This window comes from Bacillus sp. GW821-FHT11D08 (assembly GCF_058808515.1).
This window is the reverse complement of sequence record NZ_JBXARS010000003.1, coordinates 410,806-429,968: the sequence shown is the minus strand read 5'-3', so window position 1 is coordinate 429,968 and position 19,163 is coordinate 410,806. Positions and strand designations below refer to the sequence as shown.

Genomic DNA, 19,163 nt, shown 5'->3' with positions numbered 1-19,163 from the left:
TTATCCTAATCGTTTTTCAAGCGTTTCAACAAACTTTGCTAAATAGGTTTCGTCCGTTTCATCAAAACGGTTTTTCACGGGGCTGTCAATGTCCAGCACACCGATCACTTCACCGTTTACGCGGATCGGGAGGACGATTTCTGACTGGGAAGCCGCGTCACAGGCGATATGTCCCGGGAACGCATTCACATCGGCAATCCGCTGCACGTCGCCATTAGAGTAGGCAGTGCCGCATACGCCTCTGCCGAACGGAATGCGCACACAGGCAGGAAGTCCTTGAAACGGTCCGAGCACGAGCTCGCCCTCTTTAGCGAAGTAAAACCCCGCCCAGTTGACTTCATGTAATGAATGGTATAAAAGCGCTGACGCATTCGCGTAATTTGCGATCGCATCCGTTTCATCTTCTGTCATGGCTTCGAGCTGTTTAAGCAGAAGCTGATAACTTTTTTCTTTATCTCCGGATTGTTTTTCGACATGAAACATGGAAAACCCTCACTTTTTCTATAATATCAAACAAAGTTCCGGCCGTTCTGCCGGCATTTGTCGAGAAGTTCTTACAGGAACGGCGCCTTTCTGCTTGAATTGTTACACATAAAGGGGTGAGCCGTATGAAAGTAAGCACCAAAGACAAAATTATTAACGCCGCTGTCCAGCTGTTTAACCAAAAAGGTTATTCCGGCACGTCCGTCCGTGAAATCGCAAAGTCAGCTGATGTAAATGTTGCGCACATCTCCTACTATTTTAAAGGGAAAGGCGGATTAATGGAACATTTAGTTTCCGAGTTTTACGAAGGCTATACTGAAGCGCTGGAAAAAGCCGCCGTCAGTATGAACGGTGAAGACGCGCAGGAACGCATCCTGCGGGTGATTTTCGATATTTTATCCTATCAGCACGATAACCGTCAATTAACGCGGTTTGTATACCGGGAAGTGACGATTGATTCCGTGCTTATCAGGGAAATTATGTCTACTTACTTAATGAAAGAAAAATATATTTTCCAGCTGGTGATTGAAGAAGGGCAGTCACGCCATAGACGGCTGACGCTGCCCGTCCCGCATTTTATTCTGCAATTGAAATCCCTCTTGATGATGCCGTATCTCCAGCCTCAATATATTACGGAGGTGCTCTATATGCAGCCTCATGAGCCGTACTTTTATAAAAGGTATTTTGAAGAGGTGAAGATCTGGATCGAAAGCGTGTTCCGACGGCCTGATGCGGCGCTTATGAAGTAATGATGTTTTTGTACGTTTCGTAGGAACTGCCGACATCTTCCGCTTGATGGGCGTCCGACCCGAATATGAGCGGGATTTTTTTTTGCTTCGCCGTCTTAGCCATCCAATCCTCCATGTATACTTCCCCGGCAAACTTCTTTCTGAGCCCGGATGTATTCACATCCAGCTCCATTCCGTGTTCTTTCACGGCGTCAAGACAGCGGGCCGCAAGCTCTCTTATTTGAGGTGACATGCTGTAAGGGAAAAGGCGCGCGAATTTTTTGACGAGCGTGATATGGCCGACCCGTTTTGGCTTAAAGGGGCCGAGCGGTGTTACAATGGAAGAATACACGGTTTCATAGTATTGTTCATATACGGCTTCAACGCTTCCGAAGCGGTCGGCAAGCTGCTGAAAGGCGTGCTCGTCAAAATCGAGGCATATATAAGACGGACCGGTTTTCAAAAAATGAACGGATAAAATGCCGTCATCCAGTGAGGGGCCGTACGTGTTCAGAAACGCCGCGGTTTCCTCTTCATACCCTGTGATAAAATCGGTTTCTAACCCAGTCAGAATGCTGATTTGTCCATCGTATTCCTTTTTCAGCTGTGACAGCCGCTCCAAATAAACCTCCATCTGTCTGAGATCCATCGCGCTGTCCTGAAGCGGTACGGGATCTTGAAATGACGGAGGAAGGGGGGCGTGCTCTGTAAATGTGATCGAGTCAAAGCCTCTTTCCAGGGCCTTTTCGACATATTGTTTCAGCGCATCCTTCGAGCCGTGAGGGCAAAAAGGGGTGTGGATATGAGCGTCTCGTTTTTCCATTTGTGTCACTCCATTAAAAAATTGCAGAATCCTGCCGAAATTATGCAAAAAGTTTTTGATTTCTGGTCAAAAAATGTTGGTTACATGGTATCATAATAACAATGAAAACGACAGATTTTCTCAATACATATATTGAAATCTTTCTGAATACATAAAACACCCTGACAGATTAAGAGAACAACAAGGGGGCTCATTATGGAGTTAGTCATCGGATTATTGGTTATACTGCTCGCGCTCTTTGCGGCGGGCTACTTTTTCAGGAAAAAAATTTATACGGAAATTGACCGGCTGGAGTCATGGAAGATTGAAATTTTAAACCGTTCGATAGTGGAAGAAATGTCCAAGATCAAACATCTGAAAATGACCGGAGAGACGGAAGAGTTCTTTGAAAGATGGCGCGAAGAGTGGGATGAAATTGTCACAGCCCATCTGCCGAAAGTAGAAGAGCTCCTTTATGATGCCGAAGAGAACGCCGACAAATACCGGTTTAAAAAAGCGAATCAGGTGCTTGTCCACATCGACGACCTCCTCACTGCTGCCGAATCAAATATAGAAGGCATACTGCGTGAGATCAGCGACCTTGTGACGAGCGAGGAAAAAAGCCGCGGAGAGATTGAACAGGTGCGTGAGCGGTATTCAAAAGCGCGAAAAAACCTTCTGGCGTACAGCCATCTCTACGGAGAGCTTTATAACAGCCTGGAGACGGATCTCGACGAAATTTGGAGCGGCATAAAAGAGTTCGAAGAAGAGACGGAAAGCGGCAATTACATCAAAGCGAGAAAAGTGCTGCTTGAACAGGACCGCAGACTGGATCAGCTTCAGACATACATAGATGACGTTCCGAAACTGCTCGCCGACTGTAAACAGACCGTGCCGAACCAAATTGCCAAGCTGAAAGACGGCTACCGGGAAATGACGGAAAAAGGCTACAAATTGGAGCATATTCAAATCGAAAAAGAGTTGGAGACCCTCACAAATCAAGTGAAACGGGCCGAAAACGCGCTTTTGGAAGAATTGGATGTTGACGAAGCGTCCGCCATTCTTCAGCTGATTGATGAAACCATTCAATCGATGTATGAACAGCTGGAAGGCGAAGTGGAAGCCGGACAGTCCGTATTAGGCAAAATGCCTGAGCTGATCATCGCGTATGAGAAGCTTGAGGAAGAAAAAGACCGCACAAAAACCGAAACGGAGCTCGTCAAGGAAAGCTATCAGCTGACGGCGGGAGAAATCAGCAGACAGCATGCCTTCGAAAAACAGCTGGAAACGATCGGCCGGCTCCTTGAGCAGGCGAGAGAAAAGCTTGACGGCGAGCATGTAGCTTACTCGCTGCTGATTGAAGAAGTCGAGGCCATCGAAAAGCAGATGGAAGAGGCTCAGAAAGAACATGCCGAATACCGTGAAAATCTGCAGGCGCTCAGAAAAGAAGAACTGCAGGCGCGGGAAACGCTGATGCATCTTCGGAAAACCATTTCTGACACGGCCCGAATGCTGCAAAAAAGCAACGTGCCGGGAATTCCTGAACAAGTCAAGGACAAGCTCGAGACGGCAAATCATCATATAGAAGAAACCGTCAGCCAATTGGAAGAGCTGCCGCTGAACATGGAGGAAGCCGCCAAACATCTGGCCGAAGCCGAAAAGGTGGTTGAGGAAGTCAGCGAAGAGGCGGAAGATCTTGTGATTCAGGTGAAGCTGATTGAGCGGATCATCCAGTACGGCAACCGCTTCCGAAGCCAGAATCATATTTTATCCGAACAGCTGAAAGAAGCGGAACGGCTGTTTTACGCTTACAGCTATAATGAAGCTTATGAGATGGCGGCAGATGCTGTTGAAAAAGCAGCTCCCGGCGCCGTGAAAAAAATTAAAGCTGATCAATCTGCTTCATAGACGCACAAGCAAAAACTGCACCCTGATGGAAATCAGAGGTGCAGTTTTTTAGTTTCTCACGGAATATAAAAAGCCTGCGGCTGATATACATCAAACCGCAGGCGCTGAATGTTACGATTTTGCTTTATTTAATTCGATGGGCGGGCTGGTAAAAAATGTGATGATGCAGCCGATGATCGCTCCGGCAATGCCCGGAAGCACCCAGCCGATTCCCATGCTGTAAAGCGGAAGATTTGCGTTTAAGAATGAATCTAATGATCCGAGCGGAATGCCGGCTGCCTTCAAACCGTCCAGGATACTGAACAGCCCCGTTCCGATCAGGCAGGCGATATAGACTTCGCGTCTTTCCTTGAACATTTTATCAATAAAGGAAAGGACGATAATGACAATCGCCAGCGGGTAAATGGCTGATAAAATAGGAACTGAAAATGCAATAATTTCAGCAAGTCCGAAATTTGAAATCGCCAGGCTGAAGAGCGTGACAATCGTCACCACCATTTTGTATGATAAAGCGGGAATCAATTTTGAAAAATATTCGCCGCAAGATGTGACAAGCCCGATGCTTGTCGTTAAACACGCAACGGTGATGGCGGCGCCGAGAACGATGTTTCCCAGTGAACCGAACAGGTAATCAGATGAAGCTGATAAAATCTTTGCGCCTTCGCCGAGCGGCCCCACAGCATCCGTGCTTGTCGCTCCCAAATAGGCCAAAGATAAATAAATGAATGTCAAACCTGCCGCTGCAATCAGACCCGCTTTAATACAAGCGGCGGCGAGCGCTTTACGCTGGGTGACGCCCCTGCTTTTAACAGCGTTGACGACAACGACGCCGAAGACGATTGAGGCGAGCGCATCCATTGTTTTATAGCCTTCCAAAAATCCTTTGAACACCGGCGTTCCGGAATATGCCTGATGTACGGCGCCCAGTCCGCCCATCGGAGTGACAATGGCTTTTACGACGATGATTAAAATAATACCGAATTTAATAGGAGTCAAAATCTTTCCGACTCTGTCCACGATTTTGGACGGGTTAAGAGCTAAATAATACGTAATAGAAAAAAAGATCAACGTGAAAACAAATAAAGATAATCTTTCCGGAATGCCGCTTAAAAACGGAACTGCACCGATTTCATATGAAACGGTTCCGGTTCTCGGAATCGCGAAAAGCGGCCCGATTGATAAATAAAGCACAACGGTGAAAATAGTCCCGAATACCGGATGAGCTTTATCGGCAAGCCCTTTCGCGTCTTTGCCCGTTAATGCGATGGCGATAATACCCAAAAGCGGCAGACCAACGCCGGTCAGTAAGAAACCGCCCATCGCTTTCCAGACATTATGCCCCGCCGCTTGCCCGAGCTCCGGCGGATATATCATATTTCCTGCCCCGAAAAAAAGTGCGAAAAGCATGAAACCGATAATAACGGTATCTTTGACAGGTAGTGAGTGTTTCATAAAAATCCTCCTAAATACTATGTTGAAATATTCTGTCAATTAATTGTCAGATAATATAACAAAACGAACATTACTTATTATATGGCAATGTACAGAGAAGTCAATACTCGATTTATTGCGAATTTATATTTACTTTTGTTATGGTAGCATAAATATCATACGATGTACCGTTTTCATTAAAGGAGTAAAAAAAATGATATATTTAGACAACAGCTCAACGACCGAGCCGTATGAAGAGGTATTGGATGTGTACAAACAGACGAGCAGCCGTTATTTCGGCAATCCTTCGTCTCTGCACCGGTTAGGAACTGAGACGGAACAGCTCCTTGAAGCGGCCGCTCAGCAAATAAAAAAAACCTTGCGTTTAAAAAATTATGATATTGTATTTACATCAGGCGCGACTGAAGCGAATAACGCTGCGTTAAAGGGAGCAGCCTGGGCAAACATGAGTAAAGGAAGACATATCATTGCTTCGGCGATTGAGCATCCTTCTGTGACGGAGACGCTTGATCAGCTGACAGAGCTGTTCGGCTTTGAAGTCACATATCTTCCGGCCGATCAAAACGGCTTCGTTTCTTTGAAAGACGTCAAATCGGCTATCAGGCCGGATACGATAATCGTCAGCGTCATGCATGTCAATAACGAAGTCGGCTCCATTCAGCCCGTAAAGGAAATCGGCGGGTTTTTAAAGCAGCACCGGAATATTCTGTTTCATGTTGATCATGTGCAGGGCATTCATAAAGTTCCCCTGTCTATAGAAGAAGCGGGCATTGACCTTTGCACCGTTTCAGGGCATAAGTTTCACGGCTTAAAAGGGACCGGAGCGCTTATCGTCAAAAAAGGAACGCGGCTCATTCCGCTTATAACAGGCGGCTCGCAGCAAAAAGGCGTCCGCGCCGGAACGGAACACACGGCAGGCGCCGTTTCCCTTGCGAAAGCGATCAATCTTTCCGCGCGTGACATGAACGAGCAGCTTTCTTCCGTGGAGGCTGCCAAGAATGCGCTCATGGAAAGGCTGAGCGGGACGGACGGGGTCGTCATCAACACCCCCGCTGAAAGCAGCGCGCCGCATATCATTAATTTTTCCGTTCCGGGCGTGAAGGCGGAAGTGCTGCTGCACATGCTTGAGGAAAAAGGAATATATGTCTCCACAACCGCGGCATGTTCGGCAAGAGAGCACAAACCGAGCCGTGTTCTTCTGCAAATGAATAAAGGCGAACAGATTGCATCAAGCAGCATAAGAGTCAGCCTGAACTTCAGCCATACGGCTGACATCACGGAGCCGTTTATGGCCGCGCTGGTGCCGGCTGTTCAAAAACTAAAAAAAATGATGAGGTAGCATATGAATTACGATCATATTTTAATCCGTTTTGGTGAAATATCCACAAAAGGAAAAAACAGACGCAGTTTTATTGAAAGATTAAAACAGAATATCCGCCTGGTATTAAAGGATTATAAAAAAGTAAAATACTTTTCAAACCGGGACCGGATGTCAATTACACTTAATGGAGAAAACCCGGAGGAAATTTGTTCCTTATTAAAGAATATATTCGGCATTCAAAGCTTTAGTCTCGCAATTAAATGCGAAAGCAAGCTGGAAGACATTAAAAAAACGGCTTTAGCCGCGATAGAAGGCGAATATAAACCGGGGAATACGTTTAAGGTCGAGACCAAACGGGCTTACAAACAGTTTGAATTAGATACGAATGCGATGAACGCTGAAATCGGCGGCCATATTTTGAAAAACACGGATGGATTAACCGTCGATGTGAAACATCCCGATATTCCGCTTCGGATTGAAATCAGGGAGGAAGCGACATTCCTGACGATTCGCAACGAAAAAGGCGCCGGAGGCCTTCCTGTCGGTTCCGCGGGTAAAGCGATGCTGATGCTTTCCGGCGGTTTTGACAGTCCGGTCGCCGGTTTTTACGCGATGAAACGGGGATTATCAGTTGAAGCCGTACATTTCTTCAGTCCGCCGTATACGAGTGAACGGGCAAAGCAGAAAGTCATGGATCTCGCGGGATGCCTCGCGAAGTTCGGCGGCAGTATGACACTTCATATCGTGCCGTTTACAAAGACGCAGGAACTCATCCAAAAACAAATCCCGGAGAACTATACGATGACGGCGACGCGGCGTCTTATGCTGCAAATCGCGGACAGAATCAGAGAAGAACGGAAAGCGCTCGCGATCATTACGGGAGAAAGCCTCGGGCAGGTAGCGAGCCAGACGCTTGAAAGCATGTATGCGATCAATGCGGTGACGGCAACGCCGATTTTGCGCCCTTTAATCGGAATGGACAAAACAGAAATCATCGAGAAATCAAAAGAAATCGGCACTTATGAAACAAGCATTCAGCCGTTTGAGGACTGCTGCACCATCTTTACGCCGCCAAGTCCGAAAACACGCCCGAAAAAAGAAAAAATCGAGCACTTCGAAAGCTTCGTTGATTTTGAACCGCTGATTGCAGAGGCGGCCGCCGGCATCGAAACCATCACTGTTTACTCAGAGCAGGAAGCTCACGATAAGTTTGCCGGCCTGTTTTAAAACTGTATACAATTACCAAAGTTTTTTTGAATGAAGACATGTGTTTTATCACATTCTATACTCACAAGGAGGTGATACACATGTCACAACAATCAAACAGCGGAAACAGCAACCAGCTTTTAGTGCCAGGCGCTGCTCAAGCTATCGACCAAATGAAGTATGAAATCGCTTCTGAATTCGGTGTAAACCTTGGACCGGAAACAACTTCTCGCGCCAACGGTTCTGTCGGTGGAGAAATCACAAAACGTCTTGTCTCTTTTGCTCAGCAAAGCATGGGCGGAAGCAGCCAGCAGCAGTTTTAATCACAACTTCACATAATGGCTAAGAGAGCGGGGAATTCCCCGCTCTTTTTTCATGAGTATAGATAGAAGGCGGGAAGCAATTTATGCATATTTTTATTGTAATGGCCTATGTTTATGTATAATGGGGAAAGAAAGTGAGGAGTTGTTCGTGTTAAAACGAGAAGATTTAATCGCCCCAAAGAACTATAACCTTGTAAATGAAATCGAAAAGTTCAGCCGTTCCAAAGAGAAGAACGCGCTTATTTGGGAAGATCAAACAGGCGGCAAGAAAGTCTGGACGTATGAAAAATTGATGGAAGAAACGAATAAAATCGGAGCCCGCCTGAAAGGTCTCGGATTTGAAAAAGGCGATAAGCTGATTGTCATGGTTCCGAGAGTGCTTGAAGCGTATGCCGTTTATTTAGCGATCTTAAAAGCGGGGATGGTCGTCATTCCTTGCTCGGAAATGCTGCGCGCCAAAGACCTTGAATACCGGATCAAACACGCCGAAGTGAAAGGCGCTATCGTTTATCCTTCATTTATAAACGCGTTTGACGAGGTGAATACCGAACAGCTGGTGACATTGTCAATCGGTGAAAATGATGCCGGCTGGAAAAACCTCCTAACGATTGAAGCGGATGGAGACAGTTTTCAAACAGCTGATACAACAAGAGAAGACATGGCGTTTTTGTCCTATACTTCAGGCACGACCGGCCAGCCTAAAGGCGTTGTACATACACACGGCTGGGCCTTTGCCCATTTAAAAACATCAGCCGGTGCATGGCTGGATATTTCTGAAGACGATACAGTGTGGGCCACCGCGGCGCCCGGCTGGCAGAAATGGGTGTGGAGCCCGCTGCTCGCAATTCTGGGAAGCGGCGCGACAGGAGTCATTTATCACGGCAGATTCAGCGCCAAGACGTATTTAGAGCTGCTGGAGCGCCATCAAGTAAATGTCTTCTGCTGTACCCCGACGGAATACCGCCTGATGGCAAAAGTGGAGGAGTTGGACAAATATGATCTTTCTGCCCTTCACAGCGCAGTTTCTGCGGGTGAGCCATTAAACCGGGAAGTCATTGACGTATTCCGGAAGCATTTCGGCATTAAAGTGAGAGACGGATACGGCCAAACGGAGAGCACCCTGTTAGTCGGCGTCCTGAAGGATATGGATATTAAGCCGGGAAGCATGGGCAAACCGACCCCTGGAAATCAAGTGGAGATTATAAACGATAAAGGCGAAATATGCGAAACAGGCGAAACGGGCGATATCGCCGTGCATCTGAGCACACCGGCCTTATTCAAGGAATATTATAAAGATCCCGAAAGAACGAAAAAGCAGATTCGCGGAGATTACTTTCTTACAGGAGACCGCGCGAAAAAAGACGAGGACGGCTACTTTTGGTTTGAGAGCCGCAATGATGACATCATCGTCAGCTCCGGATATACAATCGGGCCTTTTGAAGTAGAGGACGCGCTCGTGAAGCATCCGGAAGTGAAAGAATGTGCCGTCGTGGCGAGCCCGGATGAAATCAGAGGTTCAATCGTAAAAGCCTATGTCGTTTTACAAGACGATGAAAAGCGCAGTGATGAACTTGTCAAAGAACTGCAAAACCACGTAAAAACGATTACGGCGCCTTACAAATATCCGAGAGAAATTGAATTTGTCGAAAGCTTGCCGAAAACGGCGTCCGCAAAAATCAGACGTGTGGAGCTGAGACAGCGTGAAGAACGGCTGAAGGCTGATAAAAAAGCATAATACAGGATAAAGGGTGAGCGGGGATGAAAGCGATTTGGCACGGCGGCACCATCTATACAATGCTGGACAAGAATCATGTCACTGAAGCCGTTTATACCGAAGAAGGCGTCGTCAGGCAGACGGGCAGCTTCCGGGAGCTCCAAGGAACATACGGTTCGCCTGATACGGAGGAAATCGATTTACATGGGGCTGTCATGTTCCCGGGGTTTACGGACAGTCATATGCATTTAATCGGACACGGGGAAAAACAGCTTCGCCTCGATTTGTCGCAGCTGACGTCAAAAGAAGCGATACTGCGGGCCGCAAAAGAAGCAGAGCGTGAATTGGAAGATGGCGAATGGCTGATCGGCGAAGGCTGGGATGAAAATCTGTTTGAACAGCCGGATTACGTCACGAAGCATGACCTAGACCCGCTCTTTCCCGACCGCCCTGTCCTGCTGAAGCGGGTATGCCGGCACGCCGCGGCGGTTAATTCGGCCGCATTGCGCGCGGCGGGAATTACAAACGAAACACCTGATCCAAACGGCGGGATTATCGTCCGGGACGGCACCGGTACGACAGGCCTCCTGCTGGATAAAGCCCAAGAGCTTGTGACACAGGCCCTGCCGCCCGTCTCACTTCACTATGTCAAACGCGCGCTTCAAACGGCGATTACGGACTGCTGGTCAAAAGGCCTGACAGGCGGGCATTCAGAAGATCTGGCATACTACGGAGACGCGTCCGTTCCCGTTGCCGCGTACGAGTCATTAACCGGCAGCGGCCTTTATCCTTTTCGCGCCCATCTGCTCGTACATCACGAAGCCGTCGACAGCTGGAGCGCTCTGGATAAATCGACCGGACCTTATCTGGAATACGGAGCGATGAAAATTTTTGCTGACGGCGCGCTCGGAGGCAGAACCGCTCTATTGAAAAAGCCTTATCATGATGATCCGTCAGTTTCCGGCGTTCAGGTGCATGATGACGAAATCCTTGCCGCTCTTGTTTATAAAGCGAGAGAGAAAGGGTTGGAGATCGCCGTGCACGCGATTGGCGACCTTGCATTTGAAAAGGTGCTGGATGTTATCGAAAGATACCCGGCAAAGCCCGGACAGCTAGATAGGCTCATTCATGCGCAAGTATTAGATGACGGATTGATTGAAAGAGCCGCCCGGCTGCCGATCGGACTTGATCTTCAGCCGCATTTTGTGGCCAGTGATTTTCCGTGGGTGATTGACAGGCTCGGAGAAGAGCGGATGAAAACGGCTTTCGCCTGGAAAACACTGCTGTCAAAAGGGCTGCTGTGCGCCGGAGGTTCAGATGCCCCGATTGAGCCGGCCGATCCGCTTCTGGGCATTCAATCGGCTGTGCTCCGTACGAGCAAGCAGCACCCGGAAGGTCCGGCCTATTATGAAAAAGAGTGTCTGACCGTGTACGAAGCCATTCAGCTTTACACGGAGGGAAGCGCGGCCATCATCCATAAAGAACATAGCCGCGGACGGATCGCCCCCGGCTATGATGCCGACTTTACCGTACTCAGCGGTGATCCGTTCAGGACGGACCCGAAAAAGCTTCATGAATTGGAAGCTGTCAAAACCGTCGTCGGCGGCCGTATCGTATATGAAAAAGAGGACAGGCAGTGATGCCCGTCCTCTTTTTTTATGATAAAAATGATCGTTTTACTTTTTCCCAGAAAGAGTTGTCTTTCAGTTTCACCGTTTTGATTTTTTTATCGGATAGTCTAATCTCAACCTTTTTGACATTCCGCGTGCTGAGCGCTTCATTATCAAGCCCGATAATCGGATGCTCATTGCCGTCTTGCACCACCTGCAGTGTCAGCTTCCGGTCTGAGCTTAAAATAAACGGAGATCCGAGTGTACGGTATGTGTTGTTGTTCAACGACGCCAGTTCGGATACCTGCATGCAGGAAATCAAAGGATCAACAACGGCGCCTGAAACAGATTTATTGTAGGCAGTGCTGCCCGTCGGGGTGGAAATGATCATCCCGTCTCCTCTGAACGTCTCAAAATGAAGGTCATCAATTAACACATCCATCACAAACGTTTTAATAATGCTTGAACGGATGGAAACCTCGTTTAAACAGTGAAAATGATTGCTGCCGTCCACCGTTACGTGAATGAGCGGGTATTTTCTGACCTCAAGCTGTTCCGCGGTCATGCTGGCCGCCATTTTTTCAGGTTCATCGCTGTGAAAATCACAGTACAAATGGGCTTTCCCTTTTTTAGCGATGCCGACATACAGGCAGTCATCACGGAATCCGGTTTTTCTGACGGCTTGCAGAAATGAGCCGTCGCTGCCGATGCTGGCGATAATTCCGGCATCCTCCGGTTGAGCCGCAACTGTAAAACCGTGCGATTCAGCAAGCTGCTTCAAAGAGCTGACTTGTTCTTTTGTTTCGTTGTTTTGTTTGTGAAAAAAATAAACATTGCGGCGAAGATCGGTCATATCCCCATTCCCCTTTGCTGTCATATTTACGTTTTTCTCCCAGCAGGTATTGTGTTAAAATACCTGTGGCAATAGTGTAACATGTTTCCTGTTTATCCGTTAAGGGAAAGCGCTTCATGAAAAAAATGAATCTTTTTTTACGGGGGAACGTACGAATATTGACAGAAAAGGAGGAGAACAAATGAATGCAAAAAGATGGATTGCGCTCGTCATCGCGCTCGGCATTTTCGGCGTATCAGTCATTGCAAGTGTGACCGTCGGGGTGCTGAAGAATATCGGGGATACAGGGTCTGACTTTGCATCACTGACAGATGACACAGAGGAAGTGACGCTGGATAAGGGCAGCCCCGGCAGTAAAATCGCCGTGCTTGAAGTGGACGGCACGATTGAGGATAACGGCGGGTCCGCTGGCCTGCTCAGCTCAGGCGGGTATGATCACAGATCATTTTTAAAACAGGTTGAGCGTGCGAAAGAAGACAAAAGCGTCAAAGGAATTGTGCTGAAAATCAATTCCCCTGGCGGAGGCGTGTACGAAAGCGCGGAAATACATAAAAAACTGGAAGAACTAAAGAAAGAAACCAAGAAACCGATTTATGTATCCATGGGCTCCATGGCGGCATCGGGAGGCTACTATATTTCAACGGCCGCCGATAAAATCTATGCTTCACCGGAAACGCTCACGGGTTCACTGGGCGTCATCATGGAAAGCGTCAATTATTCCAAGCTCGCCGATGAACTCGGCATCAAGTTTGAAACCATTAAAAGCGGCGCGCATAAAGACATCATGTCCCCGACCCGCGACATGACGAAGGAAGAAAGAAAGATCATGCAGACAATGGTCAACGATTCTTATGAAGGATTTGTCAATGTCATTTCAAAAGGCCGGCACATGTCAAAAGCGGATGTGAAAAAAATTGCCGACGGCCGTGTTTACGACGGCAGACAAGCGAAAAAAAACGGCCTCGTTGATGAGCTCGGTTTTTACGACGATACGATCAGCGCGATGAAAAAGGACCATAAAAATATGAAAAACGCTTCAGTCATCACATACGAGGAAGGATTCGGATTAGGCTCGCTCTTTTCCATGAGCGCAGCGAAAATGTTTAAAAGCGAAATTGATTTTCTGAATATGAAAGAACTCATTTCGCAATCCGGTTCGCCGCGGATGATGTATCTCTATGCAAAGTAGGGGGGAAGAAAGAATGGACGCGACTTACGAAGGCTTTCACGGCAAAGAAGAGGAAGCCGAACAACAGAGGGCGCCCGAGCAGGCATATGCGGGCTTTTGGATCAGGTTTTGGGCGTTTCTTCTTGATTGGCTGGTGGTCTGGGGACTTAACCATCTCATCGTTTCACCGATTTTCACGCTGATGAAGCTCCCGGCAACAAGCGGAATGTTTACAATCTCAGCTTATTCCGTCACAACCCTGATCGTCTACCTCGCCTATTTTGTGTTCATGACGAAATGGTTTCATCAGACACTCGGCAAGATGGTCTTCGGGTTAAAGGTCACTTCTTTGACGCCCGGAAAGCCGCTGACTTGGAGCACCGTCATTTTCAGAGAAGCGGTGGGGCGTTATATCGATAAAATCTGGATTCTCTATATCGTCATTGCGTTTACGCCCAAAAAGCAGGGCATTCATGATCTGATCGCCGACACAACGGTGATTCACGAAGCGCTGTACCGCAAATAAAAGCAGTAAACCCGGAATAAACGTCCGGGTTTATTTTTTTTGGTTTTGGCGATAATGCTGCTAAGGAAGTGAAGCTTATGGGATATGCCGCAGCAGCTGTTATTCTCATTCTCATTTTGGCCTGGCTGCTCATGAGGATGAAAATCCACCTGACTTTCGAATATCTTCACGATAAAGATAACGACAAACTGACGTTTAAAATCTCGGCCTTATACGGGCTGATCCGTATTAAAAAAACGCTGCCCGTCATTAAAGTAAACAGCGAAGACGCGTCAATTGATGTCAAACAGGACACAAAATCAGAAATGAAAGGTCAGAAAAAAGAGAAGAAAAAAATCACATATGAAGATGTCAAACAGAGCATTCACAGAATAGAAATGATTCTGCACCAAGTCTTTCAGATGCGCCAAATCGCCGCTTCATTTCTTGCGGGAGTCCGTGTTACGAAGTTCGAATGGGTGACGGTTATCGGAATAAAGGACGCCGCCGTTACTGGAATCGCCGCCGGCGGATTGTGGGCCGTAAAGGGAGGACTTACGGCGATGCTGTATGATCATCTGCGTTTCATACATAAACCGGTGTGCGAAGTCATTCCGTCTTTTCAAGTGCCTGCATCCAAGACGCATTTGCAGTGTATATTCTTTTTTCGTTTTGGACATCTTATAGGTGCAGCTTTCAAATTGCTCAAATACGGGCGGAACGGACTTTCTATCATACGAAAGAAACAGCCGGTTCCGGTTGCTTCAAAGAATGATTCATCAGTTTAAGGAGGAGCGCATATGGCAGACCATCCCATTCAAGGTTTAATGAAAACCGCTATGGAAAATTTAAAAGAAATGATTGACGTGAATACAATCATCGGCGATCCTGTTGAAACGCCTGACGGCAGCGTAATCTTAACGGTTTCAAAGGTCGGCTTCGGATTTGCGGCGGGCGGAAGCGAGTTTGGAGGAAAGCCGGCTGAAAAAAGAACCGATGATGATGAAAGAAAAGAGCAGAAGCTCCCGTTCGGCGGCGGAAGCGGCGGCGGAGTATCCATTACGCCGATTGCGTTTCTGATTGTCGGAACAAACGGCGTGCGCATGCTTCATTTAGACGAAAACACCCATCTGATTGATAAACTGTTAGACTCCGCGCCTCAAACGATTGAACGCATCCAGCATATGTTTAAAAAGAATGAAAAAGGCCGGAACCAAAAAAGAACGGATATCGATTTATAACAGAAAAGTTAACTGCCGCCCGCAGTTAGCTTTTTTTACGATGCGGCATAACCTTTGCAGTTTGCATAAAACTCGACTATGATAGAGCTATACATAGATAAAGGGAGGAATCAAAATGGCTGAAATTACATTTAAAGGCGGAGCCGTGACGCTGATCGGACAAGAAGTGAAACCGGGTGACCAAGCTCCTGACTTCACGGTTCTGACAAACGGATTAGAAGAGAAGACATTAGCAGATATGAAAGGGAAAGTAACGATCATATCCGTTATTCCTTCCATTGACACAGGCGTATGTGACGCGCAGACACGCCGCTTCAACGAAGAAGCCGCAAAACTCGGTGATGTGAACGTTTATACAATCAGCGCCGACCTTCCGTTTGCACAAGCGCGCTGGTGCGGAGCGAACGGAATTGATAAAGTGGAAACATTATCGGATCATAAAGAGATGTCATTTGGTGAAGCATTCGGTGTTCACATCAAAGAACTTCGTCTTTTGGCACGTTCCGTATTTGTCCTTGATCAGGACGGAAAAGTCGTTTACGCGGAATACGTAAGCGAAGCGACAAACCACCCGAATTATGAAAAGCCTATCGAAGCTGCAAAAGCGTTAATCAAGTAAAGAGAGAAAAAGAGCTCCGGGTGCTGCCGCGGAGCTCTTTTCATGGCAAGGAGGAAACAGCATGCAACACGACCATGTCGGTCAGATTTATGAACTTTTAGATGAAGCCGCCCAAGTGATAGCAGAAGGCCTTCAGATTTCTTATATTGAGGGGCTTGCGGAAGCGGGAGAAATGTATTTTCTTGAAAAGGCCGACCAGCTTCCGCTTCAGGAAAAGCAAACCGGCGAGCTTAACAGCCTGCTCGCGAAAGCAGACTTCAGAAAGTGGGAGCATGAATGGATCCGCAAGGCGTTCCAGCTCGCCATTTTAAAAGGGCTGAAAGATAAGTCCCATCCGAACAGACAGATGACGCCTGATACGATCGGCATTTTCATCAGTTACCTCGTGAATAAATTTGCGGGCGGCCGAAAAGGCCTGACATTGCTGGACCCCGCCTGCGGCACCGGAAATCTTCTGCTGACCGCGGCAAACCAGCTTTCTGACAAAGCGGCAAAAAGCTTCGGCATTGAAATCGACGATGTCCTTCTGAAGATCGCTTATGCTCAAGCGAATCTGCAGGAAAAAGAAATGGAGCTGTTCTGCCAGGACAGTCTTCAGCCGTTATTTATCGAACCGGCCGATGCGGTCATCTGCGATTTGCCGGTCGGCTACTATCCGAATGACGAAGGCGCTGAAGCGTTTGAGCTGAAAGCGGATGAAGGCCACTCTTTTGCTCACCACTTATTTATTGAGCAGAGCGTCAAACATACAAAACCGGGCGGATACTTATTTTTTATGATTCCGAACCATCTGTTTGACAGCGCGCAAAGCGATAAACTGAAGCGGTTTTTTGCGGAAAAAGTGTATATCAACGCCCTTCTTCAGCTGCCGGCTACTATGTTTAAAGACGAAGCGCAGGCAAAGAGCATTTTAATCTTGCAGAAAAAAGGCGAAGACGCAAAGCCGCCGAAACAAGCGCTTTTGGCGAATCTTCCTTCCTTTGCGAACCAGCAGGCGATGCGGGAGATGACGGCAAAATTGGATCAATGGATTCAAAAAGAAAAATAATGGCGAAGAAGCAGTGTGAGATGCAAAATCCCGCACTGCTTTTGCTTTTTAAAATGAATGGAAATCAGGACGATAACACAAATTAAGGAAAGAAAATAACATTTCGTAAGACCGTGCCGTCCATTTGGCACAAATAAGATTTATCAGAAAATATCGACTTCATATTGTAAGCGGTACCAATGTGGATGTTGACTTGAAATGCTGAGTTGACAATGTTTAAATGGAAAAGTCAGATATTTTTTGGACTGCAATTATGGTCTGGGAAAAAAGAACGAACAAACGAAGAAGAATTTTGATAGGAGCGTCATTTATGTCTAAAATTATTGCAATTAACGCAGGAAGCTCATCTTTAAAATTTCAGTTATTCGAAATGCCTTCAGAAAAGGTGCTAACAAAAGGTTTAGTAGAACGGATCGGTATCGCCGACAGCGTTTTCACAATCTCTGTTAACGGCGAAAAAAATACAGAAGTGACAGATATTCCGGATCATGCGGTTGCGGTGAAGATGCTGCTTCACAAGCTGACTGAATTCGGTATTATAAAGGATTTAAATGAAATTGACGGAATCGGCCACCGTGTGGTTCACGGCGGAGAAAAATTCAGCGATTCTGTTTTGCTTACGGATGAAACAATCCGTGAGATTGAAGAGATTTCAGAACTAGCGCCGCTTCACAACCCGGCTAACATCGTCGGCATTAAAGCCTTTAAAGAAGTGCTTCCGAATGTGCCTGCGGTTGCAGTGTTTGATACGGCGTTCCACCAAACGATGCCTGAACAATCTTACCTGTACAGCCTACCGTACGAATACTACGAGAAATACGGCATTCGCAAATACGGTTTCCACGGCACATCTCATAAATACGTGACACAGCGCGCAGCTGAGCTTCTCGGCCGCCCGCTTGAAGATTTGCGTCTGATTTCCTGCCACCTCGGTAACGGCGCAAGTATCGCGGCGGTAGAAGGCGGAAAATCCATTGATACGTCAATGGGCTTCACACCGCTTGCGGGTGTTGCGATGGGAACACGTTCAGGAAACATCGACCCTGCATTGATTCCGTACATTATGGAAAAAACGGATCAGACGGCAGATGAAGTATTAAATACGTTAAATAAAAAGAGCGGACTGCTTGGCGTATCCGGTTTCTCCAGCGACCTTCGCGATATCGTAGAAGCTTCAAAAGAAGGAAACGAAAGAGCGGAAACGGCTCTTGAAGTGTTTGCAAGCAGAATCCATAAATACATCGGTTCTTACGCTGCGAGAATGAGCGGCGTTGACGCAATTATTTTCACTGCGGGTATCGGTGAAAACAGCGTTGAAGTCAGAGAACGCGTGCTTCGCGGCTTAGAATTCATGGGTGTATATTGGGATCCTGCGCTGAACAACGTGCGCGGCGAGGAAGCGTTTATCAGCTACCCTCACTCTCCTGTCAAAGTCATGATCATTCCGACTGACGAAGAGGTCATGATCGCACGCGACGTTGTCCGCCTTGCACAGTAATGATCAAAAAAAGCACATCCTTTTAGGGTGTGCTTTTTTATTGAATGCCCCAGGATCAAACGTTACGATATGTTTAATACATAAACGATGAGGTGAAGCAATGAGTGTGCATGAACATAAACAAGAAGCCCCGTCAGCCGTGCGCTGCAAGGTGATTACAGTCAGCGACACGAGAACGAAAGAAACCGACAAAAGCGGGCGCGTCATGATGGACTTCCTCAGGGAAGCGGGATTTGAAACGGTCGCTTATGACATTGTTAAAGATGAAAAAGATGAATTGCAGAAAGCCGTTTTATCCGGCTGTATGGATGAATATACAGATGCGGTGCTGTTAAACGGAGGGACGGGCATTGCCGAAAGGGATGTCACAATTGAAGCGGTCACGCCGCTGTTTTCAAAAGAACTTCCGGGATTCGGCGAGCTGTTCCGCATGCTGAGCTATACGGAGGACATCGGTTCCGCCGCCATTTTGTCCAGAGCGGCAGCAGGTGTGATCCAAAATACCGCAGTCTTCTGCACGCCCGGCTCCTCAGGCGCCGTAAAGCTTGCAATGAGTAAACTGATTATTCCTGAACTGCCTCATGTGCTCCGGGAAATCCGAAAAGATTTATAAATGTATAAAAAGGCTCTGCTCCGCTCAAAAAATTGGGTGGGGTTTTTTTTATAAAAGGCTTGAAAAAACAG

General features: G+C 47.2%; 19 protein-coding genes. 15 read left to right on the top strand and 4 right to left on the bottom strand.

The window, feature by feature from the left end:
* A complete protein-coding gene (locus tag AC1RRX_RS09050; protein WP_007408037.1) occupies window positions 1–483 on the bottom strand; it encodes a GAF domain-containing protein in 483 nt (160 codons plus the stop codon).
* A gap of 125 nt (window positions 484–608) precedes the next feature.
* On the opposite strand from AC1RRX_RS09050, the gene refZ reads away from it, so the two are divergent.
* Window positions 609–1,232: a forespore capture DNA-binding protein RefZ gene (gene refZ / locus AC1RRX_RS09045; RefSeq protein ID WP_007408038.1), complete on the top strand. Its 624-nt coding sequence runs from the start codon at window positions 609–611 to the stop codon at window positions 1,230–1,232.
* Here the strand turns inward: refZ and hisJ are convergent.
* Window positions 1,222–2,034, bottom strand: coding sequence for a histidinol-phosphatase HisJ (gene hisJ, locus AC1RRX_RS09040; RefSeq protein WP_047936030.1), 813 nt, complete (start codon window positions 2,032–2,034; stop codon window positions 1,222–1,224). The two genes, refZ and hisJ, sit on opposite strands and share 11 nt — an antisense overlap.
* Window positions 2,035–2,229: 195 nt before the next feature.
* Between hisJ and ezrA the strand changes: the two genes are divergently transcribed.
* Window positions 2,230–3,921 (top strand): septation ring formation regulator EzrA, encoded by a 1,692-nt coding sequence (ezrA, locus tag AC1RRX_RS09035; protein WP_144464207.1) that lies wholly within the window; start codon window positions 2,230–2,232, stop codon window positions 3,919–3,921.
* Window positions 3,922–4,032: 111 nt separating this feature from the next.
* On the opposite strand, the gene brnQ is transcribed toward ezrA, so the two are convergent.
* Window positions 4,033–5,373, bottom strand: coding sequence for a branched-chain amino acid transport system II carrier protein (gene brnQ / locus AC1RRX_RS09030; protein ID WP_007408040.1), 1,341 nt, complete (start codon window positions 5,371–5,373; stop codon window positions 4,033–4,035).
* Window positions 5,374–5,566: 193 nt separating this feature from the next.
* Here brnQ and AC1RRX_RS09025 point away from each other — a divergent pair, with 193 nt between their 5' ends.
* The 5 genes from AC1RRX_RS09025 (at window position 5,567) to AC1RRX_RS09005 (ending at window position 11,577) form a co-directional block, all read left to right on the top strand.
* Entirely contained in the window at window positions 5,567–6,712 is a 1,146-nt protein-coding gene (locus AC1RRX_RS09025; RefSeq protein WP_007408041.1) for a cysteine desulfurase family protein, read from the top strand.
* A 3-nt stretch (window positions 6,713–6,715) separates the two neighbouring features.
* Window positions 6,716–7,921 carry a tRNA uracil 4-sulfurtransferase ThiI gene (thiI, locus tag AC1RRX_RS09020; protein ID WP_007408042.1) on the top strand — a complete coding sequence of 402 codons (1,206 nt, stop codon included), beginning with the start codon at window positions 6,716–6,718 and terminating at the stop codon, window positions 7,919–7,921.
* Window positions 7,922–8,001: 80 nt separating this feature from the next.
* Window positions 8,002–8,223, top strand: coding sequence for an alpha/beta-type small acid-soluble spore protein (locus AC1RRX_RS09015; protein ID WP_007408043.1), 222 nt, complete (start codon window positions 8,002–8,004; stop codon window positions 8,221–8,223).
* Between the two features lie 148 nt (window positions 8,224–8,371).
* Window positions 8,372–9,958, top strand: a complete 1,587-nt coding sequence (gene mbcS, locus AC1RRX_RS09010; protein ID WP_007408044.1) for an acyl-CoA synthetase MbcS — start codon at window positions 8,372–8,374, stop codon at window positions 9,956–9,958.
* 23 nt (window positions 9,959–9,981) lie between these two features.
* Window positions 9,982–11,577: an amidohydrolase gene (locus AC1RRX_RS09005; RefSeq protein WP_053103927.1), complete on the top strand. Its 1,596-nt coding sequence runs from the start codon at window positions 9,982–9,984 to the stop codon at window positions 11,575–11,577.
* A gap of 16 nt (window positions 11,578–11,593) precedes the next feature.
* On the opposite strand, the gene AC1RRX_RS09000 is transcribed toward AC1RRX_RS09005, so the two are convergent.
* On the bottom strand, window positions 11,594–12,400 hold the full coding sequence (locus AC1RRX_RS09000; protein ID WP_017418362.1) for an NAD kinase: 807 nt from the start codon (window positions 12,398–12,400) through the stop codon (window positions 11,594–11,596).
* 181 nt (window positions 12,401–12,581) lie between these two features.
* On the opposite strand from AC1RRX_RS09000, the gene sppA reads away from it, so the two are divergent.
* From sppA to AC1RRX_RS08960, 8 genes are all read left to right on the top strand, one after another.
* Window positions 12,582–13,589 carry a signal peptide peptidase SppA gene (gene sppA / locus AC1RRX_RS08995; RefSeq protein WP_053103928.1) on the top strand — a complete coding sequence of 336 codons (1,008 nt, stop codon included), beginning with the start codon at window positions 12,582–12,584 and terminating at the stop codon, window positions 13,587–13,589.
* A gap of 13 nt (window positions 13,590–13,602) precedes the next feature.
* Window positions 13,603–14,094, top strand: a complete 492-nt coding sequence (locus tag AC1RRX_RS08990; protein WP_007408048.1) for an RDD family protein — start codon at window positions 13,603–13,605, stop codon at window positions 14,092–14,094.
* Window positions 14,095–14,171: 77 nt separating this feature from the next.
* Window positions 14,172–14,861, top strand: coding sequence for a DUF2953 domain-containing protein (locus AC1RRX_RS08985; RefSeq protein ID WP_007408049.1), 690 nt, complete (start codon window positions 14,172–14,174; stop codon window positions 14,859–14,861).
* A gap of 12 nt (window positions 14,862–14,873) precedes the next feature.
* Window positions 14,874–15,314: a GerW family sporulation protein gene (ytfJ, locus tag AC1RRX_RS08980; protein WP_003152423.1), complete on the top strand. Its 441-nt coding sequence runs from the start codon at window positions 14,874–14,876 to the stop codon at window positions 15,312–15,314.
* Window positions 15,315–15,429: 115 nt separating this feature from the next.
* Window positions 15,430–15,933: a thiol peroxidase gene (gene tpx / locus AC1RRX_RS08975; protein ID WP_007613091.1), complete on the top strand. Its 504-nt coding sequence runs from the start codon at window positions 15,430–15,432 to the stop codon at window positions 15,931–15,933.
* Window positions 15,934–15,994: 61 nt separating this feature from the next.
* Window positions 15,995–16,981, top strand: a complete 987-nt coding sequence (locus AC1RRX_RS08970) for a class I SAM-dependent methyltransferase (RefSeq protein ID WP_144464205.1) — start codon at window positions 15,995–15,997, stop codon at window positions 16,979–16,981.
* Between the two features lie 310 nt (window positions 16,982–17,291).
* A complete protein-coding gene (locus tag AC1RRX_RS08965; protein WP_007408053.1) occupies window positions 17,292–18,479 on the top strand; it encodes an acetate kinase in 1,188 nt (395 codons plus the stop codon).
* Between the two features lie 100 nt (window positions 18,480–18,579).
* Entirely contained in the window at window positions 18,580–19,092 is a 513-nt protein-coding gene (locus AC1RRX_RS08960) for a MogA/MoaB family molybdenum cofactor biosynthesis protein (RefSeq protein WP_007408054.1), read from the top strand.
* The last annotated feature ends 71 nt before the right edge of the window (window positions 19,093–19,163 follow it).